The sequence below is a fragment of the Anaerotignum neopropionicum genome (assembly GCF_001571775.1).
Classification (GTDB): Bacteria; Bacillota; Clostridia; order Lachnospirales; family Anaerotignaceae; genus Chakrabartyella; species Chakrabartyella neopropionicum.
The window spans coordinates 1-14,612 of sequence record NZ_LRVM01000008.1 but is presented as its reverse complement, the minus strand read 5'-3'; the positions used below and the strand labels follow the sequence as shown (position 1 = coordinate 14,612).

The window sequence follows — 14,612 nt, the reverse complement described above, 5'->3', positions numbered from 1 at the left end:
CATTTGTCCACTAACAGCGTACACTTACTCCCATTTCCATCCTACCGCATATTTATTTTTTAGCCGACCGCCTTGTCTTTTCGCCCAGCCCAAAGGAAATCCATCGACACAAACCAAGGTCCAACCGTCCTTTCCTTCCGCTTCAACGGTTTCGCCCTTTAAATACCGAATGACCCTGTCGTCCTTCAAAGAAAAGTCCTCCACATTGGACACTTCTTCCTTAAAAATCCCCATAGCAAAGGCTTGAGAAGGCTCGAACCGACCTTTTTTCATCGTTCCCAACTGCCAACCGGTACGCAATACCCGAAGTCCTTTCATAGAGGGCATTTCCTTGGGCAAAAGGTACAGGCTTTCCCCAAAAATCTTGAAGGTTCCCGTAAGCTTGGTTTTCAGCACTTCCTTTTGAAATTCTAAAAATGGCGCTAGATCCTTTTCTTTTTCTCCAATTTCCCCCGTCAGCATAACTTTCTCCGCCGTGCCGTTCTTTTGCAGCAAGGCAAGAAAATGGCCTTCTCCCTTTATTTTATGGGGATACAATCTAGCGCACTGTTGAAGCTCCCCAATTCCTACTGAAAAGCCATGCTTTTTTTCAATGGGAAGAAGAGAAAACTCCTTGTGCTTTTCCAAAAAATCAGAAATGCTTTTTTCATTCTCACAAACGGCAAACGTACAGGTGGAATAAAGCAACATCCCTCCCGGGCGCAGCATCTCTGCGCAGGAATCCAATATTTTCTCCTGCTCTCTTTGGCAAAATGCAAGCATTTCTTCATTCCAGCTTTTCACCATGTCCGGTTCCTTGCGAAACATCCCTTCTCCAGAACAGGGGGCGTCAATTAAAATTTTATCAAAAAATCCCGAAAATCTTTCCTCTAAACGCTCCGGCGGTTCACTCATCACAACGCTGTTGCGTATGCCAAACAGCTCCATATTTTTTAACAGCGCCTTCGCTCGTCCCGCGCTGATATCATTGGCAATCAAAAGTCCTTCTCCTTGCAGTCTTGCACCCAATTGGGTGGATTTCCCTCCCGGCGCAGCACAAACATCCAAAACCCGTTCCCCTGGCATAATAGGCAAAATCGCTCCCGGGCTCATGGCACTGGGCTCCTGCAAATAATATAGACCGGCATGATAATAGGGGTGCTTTGAAGGGCGTTCTTTCTCCAAATAATAAAATCCCTCCTCGCACCATGGCACAGGCGACAGGGAAAAAAGAGCTTTCTTTTGGAAATCCTCCATCGATAGCTTTAAAGTATTTACACGCAAACCAAAATATCTGGATTCTTCAAAGGAAGCCAAGTATTCTGGGTATTCCTCACCTAAGAGCCGCTGCATTTTTTCCGTATATTGAATGGGTAATTCCATAGTTTTCCTCCAAAAATAATATCTTTTTAATATCATACTGAAAAATAGCATAGAATACAAGAAATAGCCAAAAAAACATTTAAAATCTCAGACGTTTTTTATCTTTACAAAGAGACATTTCTCGTATAAGATTAATAGCGTCACTTTAATACTTTATTAAAAAAGGAGGTTGTTTCATGGGAAAAGCAATATGGAAGCCGGGTACCGTACTTTACCCTGTACCAGTTGTTATGGTATCCTGCGGCACGGAGGAAAATGCAAATATTATTACTGTTGCATGGACAGGAACCATCAATAGTGACCCTGCAATGACCTACGTTTCCATTCGACCCTCACGCCACTCCTTCGAGCTGATCAAAAACAGCAAGGAATTTGTTATTAATCTGGTTACAAAAGACTTGGCTTATGCTTGCGACTTTTGTGGCGTGAAAAGCGGGCAAGATATGGATAAATTCAAGGAAATGAAGCTTACTGCCAAAAAAGGGGAACAGGTAGCTGCGCCCATCATCTACGAAAGTCCCGTAAACATTGAGTGCAAGGTGAAGGAAATTATTCCTCTGGGCACACATCATATGTTTTTAGCAGAAGTCGTTTCCGTTAGCGTCAGCGATGAATATTTAGATGAAACAGGTAAATTTCACTTTAATGACACACAGCCTGTCTGCTATTCACATGGCGCATATTTCACCCTAGGTGAGCAATTGGGAACCTTTGGCTATTCCATAAAAAAGCCGAAAAAAACAAAAAAATCATAACATAAGAACCAAAATGTATTATTTATTTTAAGGGAGGATTTTTTGCAATGTTACGAATCACTGAAGTCAATATCTATTCTATGGATAAAGGCGATGATAGCTGGGCCATCGATGGGGAAATATTATTTGAAGATGATTTAACTTCAGCCTTTGAAGCAACCTATCTTGTAGATGAAGACGAATTAGAAAGCTTTTCCTTAGAATTGGATTTGGAAGAGAATTATGACGTACGAACATTGAAAAAGCGGATTGTTGAAGCTGCAAATGTCTACGAAGATTAAAACAAACGGCTATTGATAAACAATAGCCGTCACCGCGAATACAAAGTCAAAACCTTGAGCGCTTTGCCCTCAAACACCCACAAGGGTTTCACCCTTGACCCATTTAAACCCGCAGACTATGCGGGTTTTGTAATATTTTTTGGTCTTGCTTTTTTCAAAAAACAAGTAGGCAGTCATCACTTTTGCTACGCAAAGGCTAGTTTGCTGTCTTCCCTATCTTGGGCAATAAGTGGGCAACGCCAAGGTTTGTCTTCAAGATGACGGCTATTGAAAATAATAGCCGTCTTTAAATTTACTTTTACAATATTTTTTTGGGACAAAAGTTCAGATAATCCGCAGAAACCAAATGGAACTTGATTCCCGCCCACTCTCCCTGAATGCCGCTGTCATGACTGGGCTTTCCGTGTAAATGCCCATATACCACCTGTTTAATGGGGTACTCCCCCATGATCTCCAAAAAAGCAGAATTCTCCTGCTTGTCATTAACAGGTGGAAAATGCATCATCAAAAGAATTTCTTTTGCACCTTTCCTCATGGCGCTTTCTAAGGAAAGCCTAAGCCTATTTTGCTCTCTTTCGTAAAGCTTTTTATCCTGTGGGGTAAAACGGCTATCATTTGGGCACAGCCAGCCTCTTGTGCCGCAGATAAAAATATTCTCATAACGGTCACAATCATTTTTTAAAAACCGCATGCCCTTATATTCTCTCTCCAATCTAGAAGCAGACTTCCACCAATAATCATGATTTCCTTCCAAGAAAATTTTTCGCCCGGGCAGGCTTTGAATTGCCTCCAAATCTGCCGCAGCATCTTCCTCTTTCATAGCCCAGGAAATATCTCCAGGCAGCAAAACAGTGTCCTCTTCTTGAATTTCTCGCTTCCAGCTATGTATAATCTTCTCACTATGGCCTTCCCAATTGGCGCCAAAAATACTCATCGGTTTCTCTACCGAAAAGCTAAAATGAAGATCCGCAATTGCAAATAACCCCATGCTGTCGCTCCTTTTTTACACCCGATAAACCTCTGCCAATACATTTAGCTTTTCGTTAAAGGCCTTCAGCTCATCGATGTCTTCTTTATTCCAAATTTCAACAAATTCCTTGTTGATTTCATCCATCTGCTCTAATTTTGTTTCAAAATACAGATTTTGAATATTATCCAAAATGTTTGTAACCAAGTTTCCCTTGATTTCGTTTAAACGCTGTGCATTGGTAATCTCCCCACGGATTGTTGACATTTCCTGATCCAGATGAAATGCGGCCTCCGCACAATTTATCAGCCTTTGCTGCAAACTCTCAGGAATATTACCGCTATATTTATACCTAAGAGAATGCTCCGCCGTAGCCCAAAAATTCATAGCATTGGTACGAATTTGAATTTCCGCCAGTACCTCCTTTGGTCCCAAGGCTGTACTTAGGGGATACCGTATAATCATATGGTAGCTTCGATAACCGCTGGCTTTGGTTTTAGTGATGTAATCCCGCTCCTCCACAACTGTCATATCTTTTCTGCCACGAACCATCCCCACGACTTTTTCAATATCCTCAACAAACTGACAAAGAATTCGAATGCCTGTAATATCCTCTATCTTTTCTTCAATTTCTTCCGGCGGTATCTGCTTCTTTCCTGCCTTTTCTAAAATACTTGCAGGTTTTTTCAAGCGCCCCGTTACCGAGTCAATGGGGGAATATATTCCCAAATGCCTGCATTCCTTGTCTAAATAGCGAAATTTTAAAAGCAATTCGTCCATCGCTTGTTCATAAGGATATAAAAGCTCTTTCCAGTTGACTATTTCCACAACAACACCTCTTTTCATCGCACTGACTCTTATTTTACTTGAAAATCCCTAAATTTAGTATTGAAACAATATACCAAAATCTTCATCTTTATTTCATAGTTTGACAAAATTCCTCTGCGGTCAAAGAATACCACTTTTTGTCCATCAGCACGCCATCATAACGCAGTTCACTTTGTCGCTGTACGCCTTCAAATTGAAACCCGCATTTTTCAATTACTCTTTGTGAACGAAAATTGTCCGAATAATGGGAAACAGAAATGATACCATATCCCTTTTCTAAAAAGCCATAGGATAAAAGCGCCTGCACTGCCTCTGTCATAAAGCCCTTACCCCAATAATCCCTGCCAATGGCATAACCAAGCATTCTTGCATTATCATTCGTTCTGGTAAGATCAGGCATAAACCCCACCGTGCCTATCAACCTTCCAGACTGTTTTTCTATAATTCCAAACACATCTTCCTTGTCCAAAAACACTTCCTCAAGTATTTGCTTTGACTCATCCAGGCTTTCGTGGGGCTTCCACCCCGCATTTTTACCTACCGTCTCGTCCTTGCTATATGCAAAAAGATCCGTTGCATCCTCTTTTGTTAAACTGCGTAAAATTAGTCTTTCTGTCTGAAACATAATGATCTCTCCTTTTGATTATTATAGCATATTTATATGAAGCAATCCATATTATCCCGTTTTTAAAATCCATCGTAAACTTTTCAAAAAAGCCTTGACAATTGCTGGTGATAATGGTAGCATAGTCATATAGTTAGTTAAAACTAACTAAATTTATTTTTGGAGGTATATTATGAGCGTTGTTATAGTAGGCGGTCACGACCGTATGGTTCGTCAATATATGGATATTTGTAAAAAATATAATTGCAAAAGCAAGGTTTTCACCCAAATGCCGGGGAACTTTCGCAGTCAAATTGGCCAGGCAGATTTAATTGTCCTTTTTACCAGTACAGTATCACACATAATGGTAGCAGGTGCAGTGCAAGAAGCTGAGCGTAATCAAATTACCATTGCTCGCTCTCACAGCTCTTCTTCTTCTGCTTTAAACAAGATACTTAGTTCCTACTGTCAGGCTTAAGTTAGCCTTAGCTAACGAAGGAGGTTGGCTTATGTCTGATTTTGAAATGCAGATGCTTTATCACGGTGCCCCTACCCTATACGGTCTTAAGCAAGCAAATCTTTTTTCTCTACCCTTACCTTGCTTGCAAAATCTAAAAAATGAAGTGGCAGCCTATCAAGAACAGCTGGAGAAAAAAGGTATTTCATTGCAATATCTTTACTGCTGCAGCAAACGTGTATTTTTCCTGGTTTACAGAAAAGAAAAACTGCTGGAATACTTTAGCAATCCTAAAATCAAGGATTTTCTAATAAAAACTGGCTATCCCCTAGATGTAAATCAAGAAGCTGCTTTAGTGAATACTTTGGCTTTCCTTCGCCGGCGTATTCAAAAGTGTAATGATTTCCCCCATGAAATCGGCTTTTTTTTAGGCTATCCGTCGGAGGATGTTTTTGCCTTCATTGAGGAAAAGGGGCAGAACTATAAGCTCTGTGGCTATTGGAAGGTCTACGGTGACGAAAAAGCCGCCGTAGCAACTTTCCAACAATATACAAATTGCAGAAAAAAATTATTACATCAGGCTTCCGAAGGGATTCCAATTCTCTCTTTATTAGAAGCAAAACAAACATTACAGGAGGTTTTGTAAATGAAAAGTGCTGTTATTTATTGGAGTGGAACAGGCAATACCGAAGTTATGGCAAAAGAGATCGCTCAAGGTTTGGGGGCGGACACAGAAATCTTTTCTGTAGATGCGTTCAGCGGCAACATCAGCGACTATGATAAGATTGCTTTAGGTTGTCCTTCTATGGGCGATGAGGTTTTAGAAGAAGGTGAATTTGAACCTTTCTTTTCCTCTATCGAGGGTGGCTTAAAAGGCAAAAAGGTTGCTCTGTTTGGTTCTTATGGCTGGGGTGATGGCCAGTGGATGCGCGATTGGTGTGCAAGATGCGAAAAAGCTGGTATTAATCTTTTGAACGAAGGCTTGATTATTTGTGGATTTCCCGATGCAGATGGCAAGGCTCGTTGCTTAGCCCTTGGCCAAGAATTTGCGGCATATTAAGAAATATCTCATATTCGATCCTTTTCCTTTAAGGCGCCTGAATTCAGGTGCCTTATTATGTTGATAAAGTCAAAGCCTTGAGGGCTTTGCCCTCAAACTCTCACAAGGGTTTCACCCTTGACCTTCTAAAAATGCATAGCTATGCGATTTTAATAAAAGTTTTTGGTATGTCACTTCCATATTCCTTGGACTTTATAAAAAGTTCTTATATAAATTTCCATATTTTATAAATCCTTTAGCAACCCATGTTTCTCATAAATACTTTTGCGAATAATATTATTATCCTCATCAACAAATACAACACTCGGTCTAAATTCTTTTGCTTCTTCTGGTGTAAGCTGAATATATGCCATAATAATAATTTTATCGTTAACCTGTACGCATCTTGCCGCTGCACCATTCAAGCAGATTAACCCTGAGCCACGTTCTCCAGCAATTGTATATGTTTCAATACGTTGACCATTATTAATATCTACGATACATACCTTCTCATATTCTAAAATACAGGCAGCATCTAATAAATCTTCATCCACCGTGATACTTCCAACATAATCCAGTTCCGCCTGTACTACTTTTGCACGATGTATTTTCCCTTTTAACATAGTAAGCTTCATATTAATCTTCCTTCCATTTCAACCAGTTTTGTGTTAGTTATTTTGGGTACCAAAAATTATTCTAACTAAAAAGTCAACAATTCAATCTTTCATATTTTACCAAACAAAAAGTACTGCAGTCTTTTCCATTTATCTGTCAAATTCAAAAACTACCACCTCCAATATTTTTCTACAGATGCTCATCTACACAAAAATAAATGGAGCTCCAGTTTGGACAATAGAAAAATCTACTGTCTAGCAACAATAAGCTCCATAAAAACGAAACGATAACTTTATCCAATTATCTATTTATATACATTGTAAAATGGATTTATTTGGGGTTCCTGCCGCTTTTGCTTGGTCAAGACTAAATCATTTCATATTCTTATTGTAAGCATAACTTTTTAGCAAAGTTCTTTTACAACCATTTGCTGATCCTCTACCTTTTCATCTCCCATCTGCAAGCATATGCAGTATAGTGATATTAGATATAATTCAGCTTTTTCTATTACATTTTTTCTATTACATTTAGACGTATTATATCTATCTTAATGGGTTATTCAAAATATTATTTTATTCTTAAACAATAATCAATTAATAATACACATTATGTAATCACAATGTCTAAATAAATTAAACAGTCTTTGGGTACAGGGTGCGGCATAAAGTCCTACTTTTGTTACTCACTTTGTTGACATAAATTCAAAAGAGGGGACTACTATCATTAAAACAGCAGTCTCCTCTTTTTTTTCAGTAAAGCCTATATTTTAGGAATGATCGCAATGACTGCAAGAGGAACAATCCCCGCCGCAACCACAGCCTTTCTCTTTTCTCAAATGCCATACAATCGCAACCACAATTCCTATCAATACTAATCCAACAACGATCGTTCCTGGAGTCATAACAACAACCTCCTTTTTTAACCGGGAATACTCACCGAAACCTTGCTATTTGGGGCCTTTGTATTTGAACGAAGCAGCAGGAACAAAAAACCGATGACTACCAAAATAGCAATTACTGTTCCAATACCAAACACCAATTCTCCTGTAATTACTGCGCCAATCTGATATACGCAGAAGGAAACGGCATAAGCAAAAATTGTTTGATATCCAATGGCGAACCATGTCCATTTTGTGTTGTTCATTTCTCTCTTGATCGCGCCGATTGCCGCAAAGCAAGGTGCACACAATAAGTTGAATACCAAGAAGCTATATGCAGAAACCTGTGTAAAGCTTGCAGCTAAGGTGTCCCAAATCTCTGAGCCATCCTCTGCAACTTCTGCAAAGCCAAAAAGAACACCGAAGGTATTTACTACATTTTCTTTTGCTACCAAACCCATAATTGTTGCCACTGCTGTCTTCCAGTTACCCCAACCCAAAGGTGCAAAGATCCACGCAACTGCATTACCAATAGTAGCAAGGAAACCATCACTCAAATCTTCTACCATACCAAAAGAGCCATCTACAAATCCAAAATTAGATGTAAACCAAATAAAAATAGCAGAAAGGAGAATGATTGTACCTGCTTTTTTGATAAAAGACCAACCTCTTTCCCACATGCTGCGCAATACGTTTGAAACCGTAGGCATATGATACGCAGGCAACTCCATTACAAAGGGAACGGCGTCTCCAACAAACATCTTTGTTTTTTTAAGAATAATACCTGAAATAATAACCGCTATAATCCCTAAAAAATAAGCACTCGGTGCAACCCATGATGCACCACCGAAAAGCGCACCAGCAATCAAAGCGATTACGGGAAGTTTTGCACCACAAGGGATGAACGAGGTAGTGATAATTGTCATTTTACGATCTCTGTCGCTTTCAATGGTTCTGGAGGCCATAATACCAGGAACACTGCAGCCTGAACCAATTAACATAGGAATGAAAGATTTTCCCGACAAACCAAAGCGGCGGAAAATACGATCCATAATAAATGCAACACGCGCCATATAGCCGCAAGCCTCCAAAAATGCTAAGAAAATAAATAACACAAGCATCTGCGGAACAAAGCCCAATACAGCACCAACACCGCCAATAATACCGTCTAAAATAAGTCCTTGCAGCCAATCTGCACAATTAATACTAGCCAAAAAATCACCAACAACTACAGGAATGCCTGGTATGGTAGCACCAAACAATTCCCAGCCTTCCCCAAAGACACCTTCGTTTGCCCACTCCGTTGCATAGGACCCAATTGTTGTAACAGAAACATAATAAACCAAAAACATGACTAACGCAAAAATAGGCAATGCCAGCCAACGATTGGTAACAATTCTGTCTATGCGGTCAGAGGTGGATAGATTCCCTTTGCTGTGCTTCTTATAGCACCCCTTTATCATCTCACCAATATAAATGTATCTCTCATTGGTAATAATGCTTTCGCTATCATCATCCAACTCTTTTTCAACTTTAGCAATGATGTCCTCAAATGCAGCAGCTGACATATTACCCTGGAGAATTTTTTCATCTCTTTCAAATAGCTTTATTGCATAAAAACGCTTTTGATTTTCGTTGATTTCCTGAGGCAAACGGTTGGTGATTGCAGATAAGGCTTCCTCAACTTGAGTGGAAAAATTATGTACCTTGCAAGCCGAGACTTGTGTTGCCGCTTGTAACGCCGCTTGCGCTGCTTCCTTAATTCCGGTTGCCTTCAGCGCAGAAATTTCTAAAATAGGACACCCTAATTTTTCCGCCAACTGCTTTATTTGAATAGAATCCCCGTTTTTATTCACCACATCCATCATGTTAACGGCAATTACCATAGGAATTCCTAATTCTAATAATTGGGTTGTAAGATACAAATTTCTTTCAAGGTTTGTGCCATCCACAATATTTAAAATTGCATCGGGTCTCTCTTGAATTAGATAATTCCTTGCCACAACCTCCTCCAAGGTATACGGCGATAAGGAATAAATACCAGGTAAGTCTGTAATGACTACCTCCTTGTGTCCTTTTAATTTTCCTTCTTTTTTTTCAACTGTAACGCCGGGCCAGTTGCCGACAAATTGATTCGAGCCGGTCAAAGCATTAAACAGCGTTGTCTTTCCACTGTTAGGATTTCCGGCTAGGGCAATTTTTACTGACATAATAATCCTCCTTAGTGTTAGTGTTTGCTAACGTTTCTAAAAATTAGTATTCACTAACTTTTAACTAAAGCTTACTCAATTACAACCATCTGTGCATCAGCTTTTCTTAAAGAAAGCTCATACCCTCTTACTGTAACCTCAACGGGATCACCCAAAGGTGCAACCTTGCGTACAAAAACCTCTACACCTTTTGTGATACCCATGTCCATAATTCTACGCTTTACAGGACCTTCTCCTGTGATTTTCAGCACAGAAATCCGTTCTCCTACTTTTGCTTCTCGTAATGTTCTCATGTCATCCCTTCCTTATACTATGATTCTGCAAGCCATGGACTTGCTAATTGCAACTCTGGATTCTTTTACATTTACAATCACATTTCCGTTATATTCGGAAATTACAGTTACTTGGCTTCCTGCAATAAATCCAAGGGAAGCCAAAAACCGTTGCAATTCATCCTTTCCACCAATATGCTTAATTATTTGTGGAACTCCAGCACCTGCTAATGTAAGTGGCATCTTGATCCCTCCTATTCACTGTTACTCTTAGCTAACTTTAATAAAAGTTTACCACGCCTAACTCTTTTCGTCAAGCTTTATCTTCATTTTCCATTAATAAAACCAGATTCATAAATTTCATAAGGCAAATAACCAATTAAGCAAATACTTGTGTTTACAAAAATTAAATTTTCACCTTGGAAATTTGTTCAGCTACATCAAATAAGGAAAGGAGGGTTCTAAACTCCCCAAAACCAAACATTTTTTAATCAAATATCCAAAGTAAAGTTTTCAATGCATAAAAAAAAGTGTCCATTCAGACACTTTTTAAGCGCGAGACGAGATTCGAACTCGCGACCCTCGCCTTGGCAAGGCGATGCTCTACCACTGAGCCACTCGCGCAAATGGTGCCCAGAACCGGAATCGAACCAGTGACACGAGGATTTTCAGTCCTCTGCTCTACCGACTGAGCTATCTGGGCACATATTGTTTTTTAAGCGGTTATGCCCGAGACCGGGGTCGAACCGGTACGGGTGTTACCCCGCAGGATTTTAAGTCCTGTGCGTCTGCCAATTCCGCCACTCGGGCAAATAGTTACTCGTTTTAAACCGCTCATTTAATATATCAAAGACAGCCTAATTTGTCAATACTTTTTTCTGTATTTTTCCGCGTTAAACGCAATGTATACCAAATCCTGCACTACTTTCATTCTATTTTCAAGTAAAAAGTATAGGGTTTCAATAAAATATGCCAATTTACTATTCTAAAAAAGGCCAGACCTCGTGGAATGCAGGCAGTTGGTGGTGAAATATTTCATATTAAAAGAAAAACCCTGCAATAAACGCACTCACTTAGTCTATTCGCTGCCGCAATAAAAAGGGTCCTTTTCACTCTACCCACGAAGTACGGCAAGGCATACCTAATTCTCTGTATTTTCAATGAGTACACCATCAAGATAGGGTTTCCCCTCAGGAGACATGCCATCACGGTATATCACCTCTCCATAGGCATTTCTGCCCTCTATATAGGCAATATATTGAAAGGTATCATCCTGAATTTGCGTTGACCAGATGCCATAAAAAAAGCCATCCTGATCCACCGTCATGGTCATTTCCTGTATACTTGGATTTTCGTCATTTCCGTAATCGCCATACTCAATTCTGCAATAAACCTCTCTAATTTCTTTTTGTGAAGCAAGCCCCATTACCTTGCCGCCACGAAATATATTTGCTGTAACCACTTTTTCACAGGAGATAAACCCGGTTATTCCTCCGCTTTTTAACTTCCATAGAACACCGAAGGCGCGGTCAACGGAAATTGCCGAAAGATTCTCTTTCCATTTTCCCACAATTAGTTTTCCGCTATCTTCAAACTCATATTCGGCTAATATTTTTTCCGAAGGCCCATAATGCAGCCCTTTTTCACAGGCATAAAATACATCTTCCGCAGAAAAATAATATCCTCCCAGCCGCATAAAGGATAGCAACAGTAATGGAATCAAGATAACAAAAATAATTAATTCTTTTTTACGATTCATTAGCCATCACCCGCCCTTCCTTTAAGTCAATGGGGATTTCATTTTCTATTCCATAGGAAATCACCGCTTTTGTTGCATCCAGAGGTATATTTTCACAATATTTTTGTCCTCTACCATAATAACTTCCGCTTTTCCATCCATTTCCGTTTGCTTGTATTTTCCCTTGCTCATCATATATAGTAACACCGATGGAAGAACTCCATTTAATGCTGTCCGAAAAAGGATTCGTCCATGTAGCATAGCGAACTTCTAGGGTATGATCCTCATAATACAATATTTTATCAATAATAACCGTTGTATCATATATTTTCTCTCTATAACCCACGTCAATGGAATAAACCAAAAGACTATCGCTTTTCTCGTCATAGGATTCAAAAACAGAGATAAAACCAGAAGTAATTAACGAAAGCGCAGGAAGAAAATTTAAAATAACCAATAAAATCAATGCGTCTTTTAATACTCTCCAAATCCAGCCAAGAAATGGCGAGTGGGCTTTGTTCAGCTCCTCTCCAATTTCATCTGCATCCCCCATACAGGCTAATACAGTTTCCCTTGCCTGTTCCTCCTCCATTCCCTCTGAAACAAACTCGTCATACCGATCCTCCATATGATTTTTAAGCTCAAAGTAGATATGGTTATGGTCATATTTAAATTTTACATGGGACAAAATTTGTTTGAGATACTCCTCCCAGTCAGGGACACGCATACCCCGCACCCCCTAATACCTTTTTTACTGAAATGGTGAAAGCATTCCACTGCTCTTTTTCTTTCGCAAGCTGTGTTTTCCCTTTCACCGTAATTTGATAATATTTTCTTTCCTTCCCCGTTTCTGCCGTCGCCTTATAGGATTTCACCAGACCTTGACTTTCCATGCGATGCAAAACAGGATACAAAGTACCTTCTTTAAATTGAAAAATACAATTGCTTCTTTGCTCAATTTCCTTAATAATCTCATAGCCATAGTATTCTTTTTCCTGCAATAAGGAAAGCAGCATTAAAACAGTGCTACCACCAATCAATCCCTTGTCCATCCTCAATACCTCTCCCTTCTTTTTTACTTAGAATATCTAGGTATATATTACCTAGATATTCTAAGTATGTCAAGTCTAATCTGTGTGTTTGTTTTTTTAAAAAAACCTTCTATTTTTCGGTGCCTACACCGAAAAATAGAAGGTTGACGATTCATCATACTATATTACGCCATCTATTTGTTTTTGTTCTTTTCTTTACTGTTTTCCGTTTTCCCTTCTTTTTCCACCATATCAAAATTCAAAACCTCACTACTTGTTGCATCAATAGTGCATTCATACGCTGCACTTTCTGTGTAAAAAGCTACCTTATAAATAATCTTATCCCCATGCTGATTTAATTCCACTAAAGTGAAAGTGGCTTCACTATTTTTCACATTGGCACGGGTTAAGGCTGCCTTCTCTGCCTTTTCTGAATTGATAAATTTACCGTCTTTCAGTACATCAAAGCCTTCAATTTCAGCACCAACCGACAAAATCGTACCTGCTTGTGCATCAATTTTATAGCTATATTCGTTCGTTCCATAGTAGAACTGAACAACATATGCCTTTTTTCCTTCTACTTCTTCCATCTTTGTATTCACAAAGCTAACATCTTTTTCATTCAAATTGGCATTGGAAACTGCGATTTCCTTCGCTTTCCCCATACCAATATCATTTTTTTCAAGCTCTTTCTCCCCCTTTTCCTCCGCTTTAAAGGTGTCCGCATCCGTTACAGCGCTATCAGCAGGGGTAAGGGTTATTTTCTTTGCTGCATTATCCCAAGCTACATCCTTCCCCATAATCTGACCAACGGCACGCAAGGGTAAGTAGGTTGAGCCATTATATACAATAGGGTTGATTTTATCCCCGGTAGAAGTTTTAAATTCATTTACAGTACCATCGACAGAAATTATAAAATCCTGTCTTTCTTGCACAACAACGCCCTCCGTAGCTACTTCGGGCTGTGCATCTGCCGTTGTTTGGGCTGTTTCATCCCTATTCCCGCTGAGGGTAATGGTTTTGCTTGTTTCATCCCAATTTACATTCTTGCCCATAATTTCTCCAATGGCACGCAAAGGCAGGTATGTGGTATCATTATATAAAATAGGTAATGCAACACTACCATCTGTACGAGTAAAAACACACTCCACTCCATCAATTTCAATGGCAAAATCACCTCTTAATTGCGCATTGGTTTTGTTAGCAGCAAAAGCTGGAACCAAAGACAAGCATACAAAAATACTTGTTAGACTTAAAACTAATTTTTTCTTCATTATTATCATCCTTTCATCGCTATTCATAGCAGTTTTTGTCACTATATAATAATAGTACAATGATCCATATAAATCAAGCCCATCTATTACTACACTTTTCCAAGTAAGCTCCTTAATGTTTACAATCATCACCACCAGCTCAGCTGGTGGTTTGCTCTGCCCCTAGAAGGGGCTTTTACCAACTTGCATCTAAAGATGCATTGAACGGTTTGCCAACCGTTTCTTATTCTCTGGCTACTGCTAAAGCAGTTTACTTCTTGCCTGTGCTCACTTGCTCACCCGTAAACGGGTCAATGTATTCT

Annotated in this window: 18 protein-coding genes and 3 tRNA genes; 5 read left to right on the top strand and 16 right to left on the bottom strand. The window is 39.4% G+C overall.

The genetic code is table 11. From position 1 onward, the window contains the following. Window positions 1–24: 24 nt before the first annotated feature. Entirely contained in the window at window positions 25–1,362 is a 1,338-nt protein-coding gene (locus tag CLNEO_RS11320) for an RsmF rRNA methyltransferase first C-terminal domain-containing protein (RefSeq protein WP_066088930.1), read from the bottom strand. A 176-nt stretch (window positions 1,363–1,538) separates the two neighbouring features. Between CLNEO_RS11320 and CLNEO_RS11315 the strand changes: the two genes are divergently transcribed. Together CLNEO_RS11315 and CLNEO_RS11310 are read left to right on the top strand one after the other, a co-directional pair. Beyond that, window positions 1,539–2,117: a flavin reductase family protein gene (locus tag CLNEO_RS11315; protein ID WP_066088928.1), complete on the top strand. Its 579-nt coding sequence runs from the start codon at window positions 1,539–1,541 to the stop codon at window positions 2,115–2,117. Between the two features lie 47 nt (window positions 2,118–2,164). Next, entirely contained in the window at window positions 2,165–2,398 is a 234-nt protein-coding gene (locus tag CLNEO_RS11310; RefSeq protein WP_066088925.1) for a hypothetical protein, read from the top strand. A gap of 298 nt (window positions 2,399–2,696) precedes the next feature. Here CLNEO_RS11310 and CLNEO_RS11305 read toward each other — a convergent pair whose 3' ends face one another. The 3 genes from CLNEO_RS11305 to CLNEO_RS11295 form a co-directional block, all read right to left on the bottom strand. Then, window positions 2,697–3,386 (bottom strand): metallophosphoesterase, encoded by a 690-nt coding sequence (locus CLNEO_RS11305; RefSeq protein WP_066088922.1) that lies wholly within the window; start codon window positions 3,384–3,386, stop codon window positions 2,697–2,699. 15 nt (window positions 3,387–3,401) lie between these two features. Then, window positions 3,402–4,211, bottom strand: coding sequence for a GTP pyrophosphokinase (locus CLNEO_RS11300; RefSeq protein WP_242864203.1), 810 nt, complete (start codon window positions 4,209–4,211; stop codon window positions 3,402–3,404). Between the two features lie 70 nt (window positions 4,212–4,281). After that, window positions 4,282–4,818, bottom strand: coding sequence for a GNAT family N-acetyltransferase (locus tag CLNEO_RS11295; protein ID WP_066088920.1), 537 nt, complete (start codon window positions 4,816–4,818; stop codon window positions 4,282–4,284). 172 nt (window positions 4,819–4,990) lie between these two features. Between CLNEO_RS11295 and CLNEO_RS11290 the strand changes: the two genes are divergently transcribed. From CLNEO_RS11290 to CLNEO_RS11280, 3 genes are read left to right on the top strand one after another with little or no spacing between them, the layout of a single operon-like run. Beyond that, complete coding sequence (locus CLNEO_RS11290) at window positions 4,991–5,275, top strand: DUF2325 domain-containing protein (RefSeq protein ID WP_066088917.1); 285 nt, start codon at window positions 4,991–4,993, stop codon at window positions 5,273–5,275. 31 nt (window positions 5,276–5,306) lie between these two features. Then, complete coding sequence (locus CLNEO_RS11285; RefSeq protein ID WP_066088914.1) at window positions 5,307–5,900, top strand: DUF3793 family protein; 594 nt, start codon at window positions 5,307–5,309, stop codon at window positions 5,898–5,900. Next, complete coding sequence (locus tag CLNEO_RS11280) at window positions 5,901–6,314, top strand: flavodoxin (RefSeq protein ID WP_066088911.1); 414 nt, start codon at window positions 5,901–5,903, stop codon at window positions 6,312–6,314. It abuts the gene before it with no gap. Between the two features lie 224 nt (window positions 6,315–6,538). Here the strand turns inward: CLNEO_RS11280 and panD are convergent, their stop codons facing one another. The 12 genes from panD to CLNEO_RS11225 form a co-directional block, all read right to left on the bottom strand. Further along, entirely contained in the window at window positions 6,539–6,928 is a 390-nt protein-coding gene (gene panD / locus CLNEO_RS11275; protein ID WP_066088908.1) for an aspartate 1-decarboxylase, read from the bottom strand. 746 nt (window positions 6,929–7,674) lie between these two features. Next, complete coding sequence (locus CLNEO_RS15450) at window positions 7,675–7,809, bottom strand: FeoB-associated Cys-rich membrane protein (protein WP_083531987.1); 135 nt, start codon at window positions 7,807–7,809, stop codon at window positions 7,675–7,677. A 17-nt stretch (window positions 7,810–7,826) separates the two neighbouring features. Then, window positions 7,827–9,995, bottom strand: coding sequence for a ferrous iron transport protein B (gene feoB, locus CLNEO_RS11270; protein WP_066088905.1), 2,169 nt, complete (start codon window positions 9,993–9,995; stop codon window positions 7,827–7,829). A 71-nt stretch (window positions 9,996–10,066) separates the two neighbouring features. Further along, window positions 10,067–10,288: a FeoA family protein gene (locus tag CLNEO_RS11265; RefSeq protein WP_066088902.1), complete on the bottom strand. Its 222-nt coding sequence runs from the start codon at window positions 10,286–10,288 to the stop codon at window positions 10,067–10,069. Window positions 10,289–10,300: 12 nt separating this feature from the next. Then, window positions 10,301–10,510, bottom strand: coding sequence for a FeoA family protein (locus tag CLNEO_RS11260; protein WP_066088899.1), 210 nt, complete (start codon window positions 10,508–10,510; stop codon window positions 10,301–10,303). A gap of 309 nt (window positions 10,511–10,819) precedes the next feature. Further along, window positions 10,820–10,891: transfer RNA gene (locus CLNEO_RS11255), tRNA-Gly, on the bottom strand. Window positions 10,892–10,894: 3 nt separating this feature from the next. Beyond that, a tRNA-Phe gene (locus tag CLNEO_RS11250) sits at window positions 10,895–10,970 on the bottom strand. A gap of 23 nt (window positions 10,971–10,993) precedes the next feature. After that, window positions 10,994–11,077, bottom strand: a tRNA-Leu gene (locus tag CLNEO_RS11245). Window positions 11,078–11,408: 331 nt separating this feature from the next. Further along, the gene (locus CLNEO_RS11240; RefSeq protein WP_066088896.1) at window positions 11,409–12,026 is read right to left on the bottom strand and encodes a hypothetical protein; all 618 of its coding nucleotides are present in this window, start codon (window positions 12,024–12,026) and stop codon (window positions 11,409–11,411) included. Then, window positions 12,016–12,732: a permease prefix domain 1-containing protein gene (locus CLNEO_RS11235; protein WP_066088892.1), complete on the bottom strand. Its 717-nt coding sequence runs from the start codon at window positions 12,730–12,732 to the stop codon at window positions 12,016–12,018. Before CLNEO_RS11235 ends, CLNEO_RS11240 begins: the two co-directional genes overlap by 11 nt. Then, window positions 12,719–13,057, bottom strand: a complete 339-nt coding sequence (locus tag CLNEO_RS11230; protein ID WP_242864202.1) for a PadR family transcriptional regulator — start codon at window positions 13,055–13,057, stop codon at window positions 12,719–12,721. The genes CLNEO_RS11235 and CLNEO_RS11230 overlap by 14 nt, the downstream gene beginning before the upstream one ends. Before the next feature lie 173 nt (window positions 13,058–13,230). Continuing rightward, the gene (locus tag CLNEO_RS11225) at window positions 13,231–14,310 is read right to left on the bottom strand and encodes a copper amine oxidase N-terminal domain-containing protein (protein WP_066088886.1); all 1,080 of its coding nucleotides are present in this window, start codon (window positions 14,308–14,310) and stop codon (window positions 13,231–13,233) included. Between the last annotated feature and the right edge of the window lie 302 nt (window positions 14,311–14,612).